The organism is Streptomyces viridosporus T7A, assembly GCF_008704515.1.
Lineage (GTDB): Bacteria > Actinomycetota > Actinomycetes > Streptomycetales > Streptomycetaceae > Streptomyces > Streptomyces viridosporus.
Map to the genome: position 1 here is coordinate 5,906,455 of NZ_CP023700.1, position 15,223 is coordinate 5,921,677.

The window sequence follows — 15,223 nt, forward strand, 5'->3', positions numbered from 1 at the left end:
GTACAGTGCGGAAATCAGCAGACCCCAGTGTGTGAGGCCCCCACGCGTGTTGACGCAGACCACATCCAGGGTCCTCGAACCGAGCGACCTGGACGCCGCACTCGCCGTGCTCGACCGCGAGCCGGTGGTGAACGCCTTCGTGGCCGCCCGGGTGCGGGTCGCGGGCCTGGACCCGTGGCGGCTCGGCGGTGAGATGTGGGGCTGGTACGAGGGCGGCGCACTGACGTCCCTGTGCTACGCCGGCGCCAACCTGGTCCCCATCTGCGCCACCCCGAGGGCCGTCCGCGCCTTCGCCGACCGCGCCCGCCGGGCGGGCCGCCGCTGCTCCTCCATAGTCGGGCCGGCCGGCCCGACCGCCGAACTGTGGCGGCTGCTCGAACCCCAGTGGGGCCCGGCCCGCGAGGTCCGCTCCCGCCAGCCCCTCATGGTCGCCGACCGCATGTCCGACACCGTCGCCCCGGACCCCTACGTACGCCGCGTCCGCAAGGACGAGCTGGAGACGATCATGCCGGCGTGCGTGGCGATGTTCACCGAGGAGGTCGGCATCTCCCCGCTGGCCGGCGACGGCGGCCTGCTCTACCAGGCCCGGGTCGCCGAGCTCGTCGGCTCGGGCCGCTCCTTCGCCCGCTTCGACGCCGACGGCAAGGTCGTCTTCAAGGCCGAGATCGGCGCCGCGACGGACCGCGCCTGCCAGATCCAGGGCGTCTGGGTGGCTCCCGAACACCGGGGCGCGGGCCTCGCGGCCCCCGGCATGGCGGCCGTCCTGCGCTACGCCCTGGCGGACGTCGCCCCCCTGGTGAGCCTCTACGTCAACGACTTCAACACCCCCGCCCGCAGGACGTACCGGCGGGTGGGCTTCCGGGAGATCGGCGCCTTCATGAGCGTGCTGTTCTGAGCACGGGCCGACGGCCGCGCGACGGACGGCGCCGGGCGCCGCACACCACGGCCCCCGCACCGGCCCGGGAGACCGTTCTGCCCCGGGGGGCACCCCCTGTAGTCTCCCCGACATGCTGCGCTTTCCCGGTCACGGCCCCTCCCGCCCCGACGACATCGTGATCGGCCCCCTCGACCTCGCCGCCCACGTCGACGCGGCGCTGGCGGTCCAGGCGGTGGCCTTCGGACTCGGCCCCGACGAGGTGGCCGTACGGCGGCAGATCGTGCTGCGCCACATGACCTTCCCGGGCGCCAGGGCCTTCGGCGCCACCGTCAAGGGCCGCCTGATCGGCTTCGTCTACGGCATGCCCAACGACCGCACCCACTGGTGGTCCACCGTCGTCGAGCCCTATCTGCGCGCCCAGGGCCACGACGACTGGCTCGACGGCTCCTTCGTCATCACCGAGCTGCACGTCCACCCGCGCCACCAGGGACACGGCGTCGGCCGCGCCCTGATCACCACCATCACCGACGGCGCCGACGAGCCCCGCTCGATCCTCTCCGCCATCGACGTCGAGAGCCCCGCCCGCCGCCTGTACCGCTCCCTCGGCTACCGGGACCTCGCGCGGCAGGTGCACTTCCCCAGCGCCGTCAAGCCGTACGCCGTCATGGGCGCCCCCCTGCCACTCCCGCGCGGACAGCTCCGCGGGTAGCGGAGAACCGATTTCCGCCGTCCCGTCCCGCCCGGCTAACCTCCTGTCATCACCCAGACATAGCAGGAGTACGAGAACCATGGCGAACGCACCGGTCCAGCGCATGTCCCAGTTGATGGCGAAGACGCTGCGCGACGACCCGGCGGACGCCGAGGTCCTCAGCCACAAGCTGCTCGTCCGCGCCGGCTACGTGCGCCGCACCGCCGCCGGCATCTGGACGTGGCTGCCCCTCGGCAAGAAGGTCCTCGCCAATGTCGAGCGGATCGTCCGCGAGGAGATGGACGCCATCGGCGCCCAGGAGGTGCTGCTGCCCGCCCTGCTCCCGCGCGAGCCCTACGAGGCGACCGGCCGCTGGGACGAGTACGGCCCCGAGCTGTTCCGCCTGCAGGACCGCAAGGGCGGCGACTACCTCCTCGGCCCCACCCACGAGGAGATCTTCACCCTGCTGGTGAAGGACCAGGCGTCCTCCTACAAGGACCTGCCGGTGATCCTCTACCAGATCCAGACCAAGTTCCGGGACGAGGCCCGCCCCCGGGCCGGCATCCTGCGCGGCCGCGAGTTCCTGATGAAGGACTCCTACTCCTTCGACCTCGAGGACGAGGGTCTCGCCCGGTCCTACGCCCTGCACCGCCAGGCGTACCAGAAGGTGTTCGAGCGCCTCGGCCTCGACTACCGCATCTGCGCGGCGACCGCCGGTGCGATGGGCGGCTCCAAGTCCGAGGAGTTCCTCGCCCCGGCCGAGGCCGGCGAGGACACCTTCGCGGACTGCCCGAACTGCGACTTCGCCGCGAACACCGAGGCGATCGCGTACGAGCTGAAACCGGTCGACGCCTCCGGCGCCCCGGCCGCCGAGGACATCCCCACGCCCGACACCCCGACCATCGAGACCCTCGCCGCGTCGCTCGGCGTGCCGGCCTCGGCCACGCTGAAGAACCTGCTGGTCAAGGTCGACGGCGAGATCGTCGCCGTGGGTGTGCCCGGTGACCGCGAGGTCGACATGGGCAAGGTCGAGGCGCACTTCGCCCCGGCCGCGGTGGAACTGGTCACCGAGGCGGACTTCGCCGCCCGCCCCGATCTGGTCCGCGGCTACGTCGGCCCGCAGGGCCTGGACAAGGTGACCTACATCGCCGACCCGCGCGTGGCGCCGGGCACCGCGTGGATCACGGGCGCCAACAAGGCCGACACCCACGCGAAGAACGTGGTCGCCGGACGCGACTTCGAGGTCGACGCGTACGTGGACGTCGTGGTGGTCGAGGAGGGCGACCCCTGCCCCCGGTGCGGCACCGGCCTCAAGCTCGACCGCGCCATCGAGATCGGCCACATCTTCCAGCTGGGCCGCAAGTACACCGACGCCCTCAAGCTCGACGTGCTCGGCCAGAACGGCAAGCCGGTCCGCGTCACCATGGGCTCCTACGGCATCGGCGTCTCCCGCGCGGTGGCGGCCCTCGCCGAGCAGACCGCCGACGACAAGGGCCTGTGCTGGCCGCAGGAGGTCGCCCCGGCCGACGTCCACGTGGTCGCCGCGGGCAAGGCCCTCCAGACGGAGCTCGCGCTCGACGTCTCCGAGAAGCTGGCCGCGGCCGGCGTCCGCGTCCTGGTCGACGACCGCCCCGGCGTCTCCCCGGGCGTGAAGTTCACCGACTCCGAGCTGATCGGCGTCCCGCGGATCCTGGTCGCCGGCCGCCGCGCGGCCGAGGGCGTCGTGGAACTCAAGGACCGCCGCACGGGCGAGCGCGAGGAACTGACCGTCGAAGAGGCGATCGCCCGCCTGACCGCCCACTGACGGGGCACCCGGCCGGCCTCCGGACGGCCGGGGCGGGGCACGGCCGGCGCGGTCCGCGCGCCGGCCGCCGGCCCCGGACCCGAGGGGGCCCACCCCCTGTGTCCGGTGGCCGGCGTCCGTGCCCCGGGCACCCCGCCCGGCGACCGCGCCCTCCCCGCGCGCGTACCCCTGCGCGCAAGCCGCCGCCGCGCACCGCGTCCCCGACGGCGACCCCCCGGACCAGGACGCGCTCCTCCGCCGGCACACACGGCCACCGGCTCGCGAAGGGAACGTGCCGTCCGGTTCCACCGGGGCACCTTGCACCGGGACGACCGGACGGGAGCCGCCGGAACCCCCGGTCGGCCTCCGGACCGCCCCGGCGACGGACACGCGGGACTCCGGCCGGCAGGCCCGGGAGGCACACCGACCGGACCGCCGGCGCCCCCTCGCCGTCCCGGCCGGCGGGGGCGCATCCGCCCGGCCGCCGATCAGCCGTGTGAACGACGCCTCGGGTCCGCACCCGGTCGGTCCCCCGGAGCCGTCCCGCGCCTAGAGCCAGCCCGCGAACTCCAACAGCAGTTCCGCGTCCTGCGCGCGGCCGACCCGGCGGGCCCGTACCCCCGACTCCACCGCGCGGAACAGGGTCCAGCCGCGCAGGCGCTCCCGGTCGACCTCCAGGGACTCCGCGAGGCGCTTCACCCGGCGACGGGTGGTCGCCGCGCCGGAGGGCTGGGCGATGAGGTCCTCCACGCGGTCGCGGACCAGCCGGGCCAGGTCGAAGGCGTGCTCGCCGACCACCGGGTCCGGGCCCACCGCCAGCCACGGCAGCCGCTCCCCGGACAGCACCTTGCTCTGCCGGAACGTGCCGTGCAGCAACCGGTGCTCGGGCGGCGCGGCCAGCAGCTCCTCGCGGGCCGTCAGCGCCGCCTCCACCAGCGGCGCCACCTCCGGGTCGGACGCCGCGCTCGCCCGCATCGCCTCGGCCTGCCGCCCGGTCCGCTCGGCGACGGTCTCGAACGTGTGGTCCTCCGGCGGCTCCACCCACAGCCGGCGCAGCGTCTCCGCCGCCTCCAGCAGCGCCCTCGCCTCCGGGAGCGACCGCACCGACACATCCGGGTGCAGCCGCTCCAGCAGCAGGACGCCCTCGGTGGACGGGGGTGCCTCCCCGCTCACGGGGGTGCCCCCGCTCGAGCGGAGCCGGGAACTCGGGGGAGGCTCCAGCAGCCGCACCGCTCCCCGGCCGCCCCAGTGGGCCAGCGCGGCCCGCTCGCTCTCCGGCCGGGCCCGGCGCGGGGCCAGTTTCAGCACTGCGGGCGTGCCGTCGGCCGTCCGCACCAGCACGACCAGGCTGCTGCGCCCTCCGGGCACCTGCACCCGCTCCACCGCCAACTCGCGCCGGGCGACGGCCTGCCGCGCCAGTTCGGGCAGCCTCTCCAGCCAGTCGTCCCCGTGCGGCGCCGTCTCACCGAGCGCCCTCACCAGACGCTGCGGCGGTTCGAAAACCATGCGCGAGTCGTTCCCTTCGTGCTGTACGCGGTGTCTGCCGCCCCGTCACGCCGTCGGCGGGGAAGCCGGAGCCTTCGAGGCCGGGCCGGCCCGCTCGGCGAGCCCAGGGAAGGCTACGCTCCTGCCGCTCCACCGCACCGACCGCACCGCCGCCTCCCGCATCGCCTCGGCAGCCCCCCGGCGCCGCTCGCCCCCGCTGTCGCGCACCAGATCGGCGTACACCCCGGCCACCCGGCCCTCCAGTTCCGCGGCGAACCGGACCGCCGCCGCGTCCTGCACCGGGAAGGGCAGCGCGTACCCCGCGGCCGCGGCGACGGGCTCGCCCCCCGCGTCCCTCACCTCGCGCACCAGCGCGTCCCTGCGCGCCCGGTGCGCGTCGTACGCCGTACGCGCCTCCGTGCGCCGCTCCTTGGCGATCCGCCCCCCGACGACCCCGTAGCCGTACACCGCCGCGTGCTCCGCCGCCAGGGCCGCCTGCAGGGCCCGCAGCTCCCGGTCCTCCGTCTCGCGCGCCTCGTTCACCGTCATGCCTCCGTCAGCAGGTACACGTGGGCCGCGCCGGCCGCCGCCACCGAGGCCAGCAGCCGGGCCAGTTCGCCCGGCGCGTCCACCAGAGCCCGAGTCCGCCGGTCGGCGACCTCCCGCTCCGCGGCGGCGAGTTGGGCCAGGGCCTCCTTCTCCCCGGCGGGCACGGCGGCGCTCCAGGCGGAGGCGGAGGCCGGTGCGGAGGCCGGTGCAGAGGCGGAGGGCGCCGTCCCGGAGGGCGTCGGCGACGCCGCCGTCGCACCGCCGAACGCCTCCGTGTGCCGGGCGGTCTCCGCACGCAAGGGGGCCAGCCGCCGGGCCAGCTTCGGGTGCGCGGCGATGACCGCGTCGTACCGCCCGGCCAGCTCCCGGCTGTCCCGGGCCGCACGCGCGCGCACCCGGTCGGCGGCCGAGGGGCGGCTGCCCCCGGTGGAGTCGGGGCGCTCGGACTCGGCGGAGCAGCCCGCCACCAGCAGGGCCGCCGGAGCGACGGCGAGCAGGCTCCTTCTGCGCGGCCCCGGACGGACGCGCAAAGACGGGGGGAACGGCACGGCAGACGTCCTCGGGGGGTTCGTACGAACGTGGCGACGGGAGAAGGGCCCCGGGGCGCGCCGGCGACCTCCGCCCGCCCGGCGGGAGGCGGGGAATCGTCGGACAGGCCCTCGGCCCGGGATCACGGTACCCGGGCGTCCGCCCGGCAGCGGTCAGCGGCACCCCCCGCGACCGGGTGGACGGCAACACCCTCCGCGACCGGATACCCTTTGACCAGACACGCGCCCCATCCCACAACAGCACACGCGGCCGAGGAGTCACCCGGATGAGCACCACCCAGAGCGAGAGGCTTCGAGAACTTCTGGAACCGCTCGTCAGCTCACAGGGCTTCGATCTCGAGGAGATCGCCGTGGACTCGGTCGGCCGCCGACGTGTGCTGCGCGTCGTCGTCGACTCCGACACCGGTGCCGACCTGGACCGGATCGCCGACGTGAGCCGTGCGCTCTCGGCGAAGCTCGACGAGACGGACGCGATGGGCCAGGGGGAGTACACCCTCGAGGTGGGAACCCCGGGCGCGGAGCGCCTCCTCACCGAGCACCGGCACTACGTGCGCGCCACGGGCCGCCTGGTGCGGTTCCAACTGGCCGAGGGCGGCGAACTGGTCGCCAGGATCCTCGAGGTCGGCGACGACGGCCTCGACCTCGAGGTGCCCGGGGTGAAGGGCCGCAAGGCCACCGCGCGCAGACTCGCCTTCGACGACATCACCAGGGCGCGCGTCCAGGTCGAGTTCAACCGCAAGGACGACGCGTCCGACAAGAAGGACGACGAGAAGGAAGAGGAGGCGTAGCCGTGGACATCGACATGAGTGCCCTGCGGGGCCTGGTACGGGAGAAGGAGATCTCCTTCGACCTGCTGGTCGAGGCGATCGAATCGGCCCTCCTCATCGCCTACCACCGCACCGAGGGAAGCCGCCGGCACGCGCGCGTGGAGCTCAACCGGGAGACCGGGCATGTGACCGTGTGGGCGAAGGAGGACCCCGAGGACCTCGAGGAGGGCCAGGAGCCCCGCGAGTTCGACGACACCCCGTCCGGCTTCGGCCGCATCGCCGCCACCACGGCCAAGCAGGTCATCCTGCAGCGCCTGCGCGACGCCGAGGACGACGCGACGCTCGGCGAGTACGCCGGCCGCGAGGGCGACATCGTCACCGGCGTGGTCCAGCAGGGCCGCGACCCGAAGAACGTGCTGGTCGACATCGGCAAGCTGGAGGCCATCCTGCCGGTGCAGGAACAGGTCCCGGGCGAGAGCTACCCGCACGGCATGCGGCTGCGCAGCTATGTCGTCCGGGTGGCGAAGGGCGTGCGCGGCCCGTCCGTCACGCTGTCGCGCACGCACCCCAACCTGGTGAAGAAGCTGTTCGCCCTCGAGGTGCCGGAGATCGCCGACGGCTCCGTGGAGATCGCCGCGATCGCCCGCGAGGCCGGTCACCGCACCAAGATCGCCGTCCGGTCCACCCGGTCCGGCCTCAACGCCAAGGGCGCCTGCATCGGCCCCATGGGCGGCCGGGTGCGCAACGTCATGGGCGAGCTGAACGGCGAGAAGATCGACATCGTCGACTGGTCCGACGACCCGGCCGAGATGGTGGCGAACGCGCTGTCGCCGGCCCGCGTCTCCAAGGTGGAGGTCGTCGACATGGCGGCCCGGTCCGCCCGGGTGACCGTGCCGGACTACCAGCTGTCCCTGGCGATCGGCAAGGAGGGGCAGAACGCCCGTCTCGCCGCCCGTCTGACCGGCTGGCGCATCGACATCCGGCCGGACACCGAGCAGGCCGGGGAATAGATCCGAGCCGCAGGCCGCTGAGATCACGACAGGTTCCCGCGCGGCGTGCGTTCGATCCTTGCCCCGAGGGGGTGAGGTCGGTCCGGGGAGGTAGACTGAGGAGTGTCTGGCCGGACACGTACCCGCGCATGCCCTGAGCGCACCTGCGTGGGGTGCCGGGAGCAAGCGTTCAAGAGTGAGCTGCTGCGCATCGTGGCGATCGAGGACGCGTGCGTCCCCGACCCTCGCGGTACGCTGCCCGGCCGGGGCGCCTATGTACACCCCGTCCAGGTCTGTCTCGACCAGGCGGTGCGCCGCAGGGCGTTCCCCCGGGCGCTGCGCGTTCCGGGACCGCTCGACGTAAAGGCGTTGCGCCGCTACGTCGAGCAGACGCAAGGTTGCTGACAGCGACTGACAGCAACACGGTAAGGAAACGTGCCGCACGGAAGCCCCCGTGCGGTCTGGTACCTCGCGAGTCGAAAGCAGGTCGAGATTGCGATGAGCACTCGATGAGTACGCGATGAGTACGCCCATGAACTAGCGACGGTCCGGACGCAACCCGGACCTCAAAGGAGCGAAGTGGCTAAGGTCCGGGTATACGAACTCGCCAAGGAGTTCGGTGTGGAGAGCAAGGTCGTCATGGCCAAGCTCCAGGAACTCGGTGAATTCGTCCGTTCGGCGTCTTCGACGATCGAAGCGCCCGTAGTACGCAAGCTGACCGACGCCTTCCAGCAGGGCGGGGGCAACGGCAAGTCCGCCGCGAAGCCCGGCGCGCCCAGGAAGGCGGCCCCCAAGCCCGCCGCGCCCTCTCCGGTGCAGGCGGGAGGCGCCTCCCGCGCCGCCAAGGCACCGGGGGAGCGTCCGGCCACCCCGAAGCCGCCGGCCGCGCCCAAGCCCGCTGCGGCCCAGCCGCCCGCGGCCCCGTCGGCGCCCGCGCCGACCCCCGGTCCGCGTCCGACGCCGGGTCCGCGGCCCGCGCCGCGTCCGGCTCCGGCGGCCCCGGAGTTCCAGGCCCCGCCGTCGGCTCCGGCCCAGCCCGGTCCGAAGCCCGGCGCGCGTCCCGGTGCCCCCAAGCCCGGCGGTCGTCCCGCCGGTCAGGGCCAGGGCGGCCAGGGCCGTCCGGCCGGCCAGGGTCAGCGTCCCGGTGGCGCCGCACCGCGTCCGGGTGCCCGCCCGGCCGGTCCGCGTCCCGGCAACAATCCCTTCACCTCCGGTGGCTCCACCGGCATGGCCCGCCCGCAGGCGCCCCGCCCGCAGGGCGCGCGTCCCGGCCCCGGCGGCCCCGGCGCCCCCGGTGCCGGTCCGCGTCCGCAGGCCCCCGGCGGCCAGAGCGGCGGCGGTCCGCGTCCGCAGGCTCCGGGCGGTCCGCGCCCGACCCCGGGCTCGATGCCGCGTCCGCAGGGCGGTCCCCGCCCCGGCGGCCCGCGTCCGAACCCCGGCATGATGCCGCAGCGTCCCGCTGCCGGCCCGCGTCCCGGCCCCGGCGGCCGCGGTCCGGGCGGTGCGGGTCGTCCCGGCGGTGCCGGTCGTCCCGGTGGCGGCGGCGGCTTCGCCGGTCGTCCCGGCGGCGGTGGCGGTGCCGGTCGTCCCGGTGGCGGTGGCGGCTTCGCCGGTCGTCCCGGCGGTGGCGGCGGCTTCGCCGGCGGCGGTGGCCGTCCCGGCTTCGGTGGCCGTCCCGGCGGTCCCGGTGGCCGCGGTGGCACGCAGGGCGCCTTCGGCCGTCCCGGCGGTCCGGCCCGTCGTGGCCGCAAGTCGAAGCGGCAGAGGCGCCAGGAGTACGAGGCCATGCAGGCCCCGTCGGTCGGCGGCGTGATGCTGCCTCGCGGCAACGGCGAGAGCATTCGCCTGTCGCGCGGTGCGTCGCTCACCGACTTCGCGGAGAAGATCAACGCCAACCCGGCGTCGCTCGTCGCGGTCATGATGAACCTCGGCGAGATGGTCACCGCGACCCAGTCCGTCTCCGACGAGACGCTCCAGCTCCTCGCCGACGAGATGAACTACACGGTTCAGATCGTCAGCCCGGAGGAGGAGGACCGCGAGCTGCTCGAGTCCTTCGACCTGGAGTTCGGCGAGGACGAGGGCTCCGAGGAGGACCTGGTCGTCCGTCCGCCGGTGGTCACCGTCATGGGTCACGTCGACCACGGCAAGACCCGCCTGCTCGACGCCATCCGCAAGACGAACGTCGCCTCGGGCGAGGCCGGCGGCATCACCCAGCACATCGGTGCCTACCAGGTCACGACCGAGGTCAACGAAGAGGATCGCAAGATCACCTTCATCGACACCCCGGGTCACGAGGCGTTCACCGCCATGCGTGCCCGTGGTGCGAAGTCGACCGACATCGCGATCCTGGTCGTCGCGGCCAACGACGGCGTCATGCCGCAGACGGTCGAGGCGCTCAACCACGCCAAGGCGGCCGACGTGCCGATCGTCGTCGCGGTCAACAAGATCGACGTCGAGGGCGCGGACCCGACCAAGGTGCGCGGTCAGCTGACCGAGTACGGCCTGGTGGCCGAGGAGTACGGCGGCGACACCATGTTCGTCGACATCTCCGCCAAGCAGGGTCTGCACATCGACAGCCTCCTCGAGGCCGTCGTCCTCACCGCCGACGCCTCGCTCGACCTGCGGGCCAACCCCAAGCAGGACGCGCAGGGCATCTCGATCGAGTCCCGGCTCGACCGCGGCCGCGGTGCCGTGGCGACCGTCCTCGTCCAGCGAGGCACCCTGCGGGTCGGCGACACGATGGTGGTGGGCGACGCCTACGGCCGCGTGCGCGCCATGCTCGACGACAACGGCAACAACGTCGCCGAGGCGGGTCCGTCGACGCCGGTCCAGGTCCTGGGCCTGACCAACGTCCCGGGCGCGGGCGACAACTTCATCGTCGTCGACGAGGACCGCACGGCCCGTCAGATCGCCGAGAAGCGCGCCGCCCGTGAGCGCAACGCCGCGTTCGCCAAGCGCACGCGCCGCGTGTCGCTGGAGGACCTGGACAAGGTGCTCAAGGCCGGCGAGATCCAGCAGCTGAACCTGATCATCAAGGGTGACGCGTCCGGATCGGTCGAGGCCCTCGAGTCCTCGCTGCTCCAGCTGGACGTCGGCGAAGAGGTCGACATCCGCGTCCTGCACCGCGGCGTCGGTGCGGTCACGGAGTCCGACATCGACCTGGCGATGGGCTCGGACGCCATCGTGATCGGCTTCAACGTGCGCGCCGCCGGGCGGGCACAGCAGATGGCCGAGCGCGAGGGCGTGGACGTCCGCTACTACTCGGTCATCTACCAGGCGATCGAGGAGATCGAGGCGGCCCTCAAGGGCATGCTCAAGCCGGAGTACGAGGAGGTCGAGCTCGGCACGGCGGAGATCCGCGAGGTCTTCAAGTCGTCCAAGCTGGGCAACATCGCGGGTGTGCTCATCCGCTCCGGCGAGGTCAGGCGGAACACCAAGGCCCGCCTCATCCGCGACGGCAAGGTGGTCGCGGAGAACCTCACCATCGAGGGTCTGCGTCGCTTCAAGGACGACGTCACCGAGATCCGCGAAGGCTTCGAGGGCGGTATCAACCTCGGAAACTTCAACGACATCAAGGTCGACGACGTCATCGCGACGTACGAGATGCGCGAGAAGCCGCGGGCGTAACACCCCACGGCGTGTGCCGGCCGGCGGGACCGCGGTCCCGCCGGCCGGTCCGTGTGTCCGGGGGACGGTGGACCGGGCCCGGAGCCCACGGAGCGTAATATCCGTCGAGCGGCGCGCCCCCTTCGTTGTACGGTTCTGATGTCCCCGCCCATGACGGATGGCGGGGCCATCGATCCCGGACCGGCGGGTGAACCGGTTGCACACATGTATGTGGGGACGCTGTCCTTCGACCTCCTCCTCGGCGACGTACGGTCGCTGAAGGAGAAGCGCTCCGTCGTCCGCCCCATCGTCGCCGAGCTCCAGCGCAAGTACGCGGTGAGCGCGGCCGAGGTGGATCACGTGGACCTCCACCGCAGGGCACTCATCGGCCTGGCCGTGGTGTCCGGCGACCCGGGGCACCTGACCGACGTGCTGGACCGGTGCGAGCGACTGGTCGCCGGGCACCCGGAAGTGGAGCTGCTGTCCGTCAGACGGCGCTTCCACGGCGAAGACGACTGACGACCACAGCTCATCGAAACGCAGACAGGAAAGAACGGGAGACGGACCAGTGGCCGACAACGCGCGGGCGAAAAGGCTGGCGGACCTCATCCGAGAGGTGGTGGCCCAGAAGCTGCAGCGCGGGATCAAGGACCCGCGGCTCGGCACACACGTCACCATCACGGACACCCGGGTCACGGGCGACCTGCGGGAGGCGACCGTCTTCTACACGGTGTACGGGGACGACGAGGAGCGCAAGGCGGCGGCGGCCGGCCTGGAGAGCGCCAAGGGCATCCTGCGCTCCGAGGTGGGCCGGGCGGCGGGCGTGAAGTTCACGCCGACCCTGACCTTCGTCATGGACGCGTTGCCCGACACGGCACGCAACATCGAGGACCTCCTCGACAAGGCGCGCCAGTCCGACGCGAAGGTGCGCGAGGCGTCCGCGGGCGCCACGTACGCCGGGGGCGCCGACCCGTACCGCAAGCCGGGCGACGACGAGACGGACGACACCGCCGAATGACCCAGAAGCACACCGCGCCCGACGGCCTCGTCATCGTCGACAAGCCGTCGGGCTTCACTTCGCACGACGTGGTCGCCAAGATGCGCGGCATCGCGCGCACCCGGCGCGTCGGCCACGCCGGCACCCTCGACCCGATGGCGACGGGCGTCCTCGTCCTCGGCGTCGAGAGGGCGACCAAGCTCCTCGGCCACCTGGCGCTGACCGAGAAGGAGTACGTGGGCACCGTCCGGCTCGGGCAGAACACGCTCACCGACGACGCCGAGGGGGAGATCACCTCCTCCACCGACGCCTCCCGCGTCACCCGCGAGGCCATCGACGCCGGCGTCGCCGAGCTGACCGGCGACATCATGCAGGTGCCGTCCAGGGTCAGCGCCATCAAGATCAACGGCGTGCGCTCCTACAAACGCGCCCGGGAGGGCGAGGAGTTCGACATCCCGGCACGGGCGGTCACGGTCTCCTCGTTCTCCGTGTACGACGTGCGGGAGGCCGTCGCCGACGACGGCACCGCCGTGCTCGACCTGGTGGTCTCCGTCGTCTGCTCCTCCGGCACCTACATCCGCGCCCTCGCCCGCGACCTGGGCGCCGGCCTCGGCGTGGGCGGGCACCTCACCGCGCTGCGCCGCACCCGGGTCGGCCCGTACAAGCTGGAGGCGGCCCGCACGCTCGACCAGCTCCAGCAGGAGCTGACCGTGATGCCGATCGCCGAGGCCGCCGCCGCCGCGTTCCCGCGCTGGGACATCGACGCCCGGCGGGCCCGGCTGCTCACCAACGGCGTGCGACTGGAGATGCCGGACGAGTACGCGGGCTCCGGTCCCGTGGCCGTCTTCGGCCCCCAGGGGCGGTTCCTGGCCCTCGCCGAGCAGCAGAAGGGCAAGGCCAAGAGCCTGGCCGTCTTCGGCTGACCGGCCGCCGGTTCCGCCCGTGGAGCGGCGTCACGGGGATGGACATGCCGCCGCTCCACGGTCCCCCTCGGTTCCCCCACCCCTAGGGTTATCCATCCGTCCCCGCCTGTTCACCCGTAAGTGCGGGCGCTCGGAGTGAACCGGGGGAGTGGAAGGGGGCGCGTTCGCCGAGCGGGCTGTCCCGCCGATCATTCCGGCCGCACCGCCGGGCGCAAGGGCACGGTGGTACGGCGGAGGACTCGACGATGAGGTCGCGGAACCGGTCCCGTCACGGACGGGACACTCCGGGCGCCCCCTCGGACCTCCGCGGCCGCCCGGGCCTCTCGGGCTGCTCGGGCCCCTCCGGCCGCCCGGACCCCTCGGGCCGCTCCCGTGCGACCACGGGGGATCACCCCGGCGACGACGTCCTGGTCCGCGCCCGGGCCCTCGCCGGCCGGCCGCGCGGCACCGGCTTCGCGGCCGACCACCACGGCACGGTGATCACCAGCCACGAAACCGCCGACGGCCTCCCCGGCCTGCGCCACCGTGGCGACGGCGGCACAGGCCCTGCCGCGCACCCACCGGCGCGCGGCCCCGGACGCGCCGGCGGAGGCGCTCGCCGACAGCGCGCACCGGCGGGCCGACCAACTGCTCGCCGTGCCGGCCGAAGCGGAGCCCCCGGCGGTGTACCGGGCGGTCGACCGGTGGGCGCGGGACGAGAGCGGCCCGCGCGCCGGGCCGTGGCTCCGACGTACGGCCTGCGCGTCGCACCGTACGCCCGCACCGCCGGTGACCGCGCGCTCGGTCGGCCGGCGGACGCCCCGCGGGAGTGGGCCGCGGTCGTGGGACCCGGCGCCCGCCGGACGATCGAGGACCTGACGGGCGTAGGCACCCCCGGCCGGGCCCGCACCGCGCGTGTACCCGGTCACAGCTCCATGCCGATGCGGGCCGCGGGTCTGCGGCATGGCACTCTTAGACCTGCGCAGGAGAAGTCCACGGGAGTCCACGGACTCGGGTACGACGAGGTTTCGACAAGGAGCAGGGACAGTGCAGCGCTGGCGTGGCTTGGAGGACATCCCCCAGGACTGGGGGCGCAGCGTCGTCACCATCGGCTCCTACGACGGAGTCCACCGTGGGCACCAACTGATCATCCGGCATGCCGTGGACCGCGCCCGCGAACTGGGCGTCCCCGCGGTCGTCGTCACCTTCGACCCGCACCCCAGCGAGGTCGTCCGCCCCGGCAGCCACCCCCCGCTGCTCGCCCCGCACCACCGGCGCGCCGAACTCATGGCCGAGCTGGGGGTGGACGCGGTCCTGATCCTCCCCTTCACCACCGAGTTCTCCAAGCTGTCCGCGGCCGACTTCGTGGTCAAGGTCCTGGTCGACAAACTGCACGCCAAGGCGGTCGTCGAGGGCCCCAACTTCCGCTTCGGTCACAAGGCCGCGGGCACCGTGGACTTCCTCACCGAGCAGGGACGGATATACGACTTCGCGGTCGAGGTCGTCGACCTGTACGTGACCGGCGAGGCGGGCGGCGGCGAGCCGTTCTCCTCCACGCTCACCCGCCGCCTGGTCGCCGAGGGCGACGTCGACGGCGCGGCCGAGATCCTCGGCCGCCCGCACCGCGTCGAGGGCGTGGTCGTCCGCGGCGCCCAGCGCGGCCGCGAGCTGGGCTTCCCCACCGCCAACGTCGAGACCCTCCCGCACACCGCGATCCCTGCCGACGGCGTCTACGCCGGCTGGCTGCACGCCCAGGGCGAGGCCATGCCGGCCGCCATCTCCGTCGGCACCAACCCCCAGTTCGACGGCACCGAGCGCACGGTCGAGGCCTACGCCATCGACCGCGTCGGCCTCGACCTGTACGGCCTCCACGTCGCCGTCGACTTCCTGGCCTTCGTCCGCGGCCAGGCGAGGTTCGACACGCTCGAGGCGCTGATGGAGCAGATGGCGCGGGACGTCGAGCGCTGCAAGGAACTGGTGGCCGCGGCCGGGAAGCCGTAGAGGCGGCCGGATCCCGCCCCGGACGCGAAGC

General features: G+C 73.6%; 14 protein-coding genes and 1 pseudogene. 12 read left to right on the forward strand and 3 right to left on the reverse strand.

All coding sequences use genetic code 11. The features are described 5' to 3' along the window. The first annotated feature begins 46 nt into the window (after nucleotides 1-46). The 3 genes from CP969_RS27355 to CP969_RS27365 all read left to right on the forward strand — a co-directional run bounded on the left by CP969_RS27355 (nucleotide 47) and on the right by CP969_RS27365 (nucleotide 3,369). Entirely contained in the window at nucleotides 47-895 is an 849-nt protein-coding gene (locus CP969_RS27355; protein ID WP_016824448.1) for a GNAT family N-acetyltransferase, read from the forward strand. A gap of 112 nt (nucleotides 896-1,007) precedes the next feature. Then, nucleotides 1,008-1,586 carry a GNAT family N-acetyltransferase gene (locus CP969_RS27360; protein ID WP_016824447.1) on the forward strand — a complete coding sequence of 193 codons (579 nt, stop codon included), beginning with the start codon at nucleotides 1,008-1,010 and terminating at the stop codon, nucleotides 1,584-1,586. Nucleotides 1,587-1,665: 79 nt separating this feature from the next. Continuing rightward, nucleotides 1,666-3,369, forward strand: coding sequence for a proline--tRNA ligase (locus CP969_RS27365; RefSeq protein ID WP_004982766.1), 1,704 nt, complete (start codon nucleotides 1,666-1,668; stop codon nucleotides 3,367-3,369). 528 nt (nucleotides 3,370-3,897) lie between these two features. On the opposite strand, the gene CP969_RS27370 is transcribed toward CP969_RS27365, so the two are convergent. The 3 genes from CP969_RS27370 to CP969_RS27380 are packed head-to-tail and all read right to left on the reverse strand — an operon-like array spanning nucleotide 3,898 to nucleotide 5,930. Continuing rightward, entirely contained in the window at nucleotides 3,898-4,854 is a 957-nt protein-coding gene (locus CP969_RS27370) for an aminoglycoside phosphotransferase family protein (RefSeq protein ID WP_016824445.1), read from the reverse strand. Nucleotides 4,855-4,899: 45 nt separating this feature from the next. After that, entirely contained in the window at nucleotides 4,900-5,382 is a 483-nt protein-coding gene (locus CP969_RS27375) for a ferritin-like domain-containing protein (protein ID WP_016824444.1), read from the reverse strand. Continuing rightward, nucleotides 5,379-5,930 (reverse strand): hypothetical protein, encoded by a 552-nt coding sequence (locus CP969_RS27380; RefSeq protein WP_026084840.1) that lies wholly within the window; start codon nucleotides 5,928-5,930, stop codon nucleotides 5,379-5,381. The genes CP969_RS27375 and CP969_RS27380 overlap by 4 nt, the downstream gene beginning before the upstream one ends. Before the next feature lie 266 nt (nucleotides 5,931-6,196). Here CP969_RS27380 and rimP point away from each other — a divergent pair, with 266 nt between their 5' ends. From rimP to CP969_RS27425, 9 genes and pseudogenes are all read left to right on the forward strand, one after another. Continuing rightward, entirely contained in the window at nucleotides 6,197-6,718 is a 522-nt protein-coding gene (rimP, locus tag CP969_RS27385; protein WP_004982761.1) for a ribosome maturation factor RimP, read from the forward strand. A gap of 2 nt (nucleotides 6,719-6,720) precedes the next feature. Beyond that, nucleotides 6,721-7,707, forward strand: coding sequence for a transcription termination factor NusA (gene nusA, locus CP969_RS27390; protein WP_004982760.1), 987 nt, complete (start codon nucleotides 6,721-6,723; stop codon nucleotides 7,705-7,707). 102 nt (nucleotides 7,708-7,809) lie between these two features. After that, complete coding sequence (locus CP969_RS27395; protein ID WP_026084839.1) at nucleotides 7,810-8,091, forward strand: YlxR family protein; 282 nt, start codon at nucleotides 7,810-7,812, stop codon at nucleotides 8,089-8,091. 174 nt (nucleotides 8,092-8,265) lie between these two features. Continuing rightward, complete coding sequence (gene infB, locus CP969_RS27400; RefSeq protein ID WP_016824441.1) at nucleotides 8,266-11,313, forward strand: translation initiation factor IF-2; 3,048 nt, start codon at nucleotides 8,266-8,268, stop codon at nucleotides 11,311-11,313. A gap of 204 nt (nucleotides 11,314-11,517) precedes the next feature. Next, entirely contained in the window at nucleotides 11,518-11,811 is a 294-nt protein-coding gene (locus CP969_RS27405; protein WP_004982757.1) for a DUF503 domain-containing protein, read from the forward strand. A gap of 49 nt (nucleotides 11,812-11,860) precedes the next feature. Continuing rightward, nucleotides 11,861-12,310, forward strand: a complete 450-nt coding sequence (rbfA, locus tag CP969_RS27410) for a 30S ribosome-binding factor RbfA (protein WP_004982755.1) — start codon at nucleotides 11,861-11,863, stop codon at nucleotides 12,308-12,310. Next, nucleotides 12,307-13,212, forward strand: coding sequence for a tRNA pseudouridine(55) synthase TruB (gene truB, locus CP969_RS27415; protein ID WP_016824440.1), 906 nt, complete (start codon nucleotides 12,307-12,309; stop codon nucleotides 13,210-13,212). Before rbfA ends, truB begins: the two co-directional genes overlap by 4 nt. A 498-nt stretch (nucleotides 13,213-13,710) precedes the next feature. Next, nucleotides 13,711-14,006: pseudogene (locus CP969_RS34755) on the forward strand (hypothetical protein); the annotation flags it as partial. Between the two features lie 232 nt (nucleotides 14,007-14,238). Continuing rightward, on the forward strand, nucleotides 14,239-15,192 hold the full coding sequence (locus tag CP969_RS27425; protein ID WP_004982749.1) for a bifunctional riboflavin kinase/FAD synthetase: 954 nt from the start codon (nucleotides 14,239-14,241) through the stop codon (nucleotides 15,190-15,192). Nucleotides 15,193-15,223: the final 31 nt, after the last annotated feature.

Bases quoted from the DNA above. Each gene is read 5' to 3' on its own strand.
- CP969_RS27360 (WP_016824447.1), top strand. From the start codon at position 1,008: ATGCTGCGCTTTCCCGGTCACGGCCCCTCCCGCCCCGACGACATCGTG.
- CP969_RS27405 (WP_004982757.1), top strand. From the start codon at position 11,518: ATGTATGTGGGGACGCTGTCCTTCGACCTCCTCCTCGGCGACGTACGG.
- rimP (WP_004982761.1), top strand. From the start codon at position 6,197: ATGAGCACCACCCAGAGCGAGAGGCTTCGAGAACTTCTGGAACCGCTC.
- CP969_RS27370 (WP_016824445.1), bottom strand. From the start codon at position 4,854: ATGGTTTTCGAACCGCCGCAGCGTCTGGTGAGGGCGCTCGGTGAGACG.
- CP969_RS27365 (WP_004982766.1), top strand. From the start codon at position 1,666: ATGGCGAACGCACCGGTCCAGCGCATGTCCCAGTTGATGGCGAAGACG.
- truB (WP_016824440.1), top strand. From the start codon at position 12,307: ATGACCCAGAAGCACACCGCGCCCGACGGCCTCGTCATCGTCGACAAG.
- CP969_RS27375 (WP_016824444.1), bottom strand. From the start codon at position 5,382: ATGACGGTGAACGAGGCGCGCGAGACGGAGGACCGGGAGCTGCGGGCC.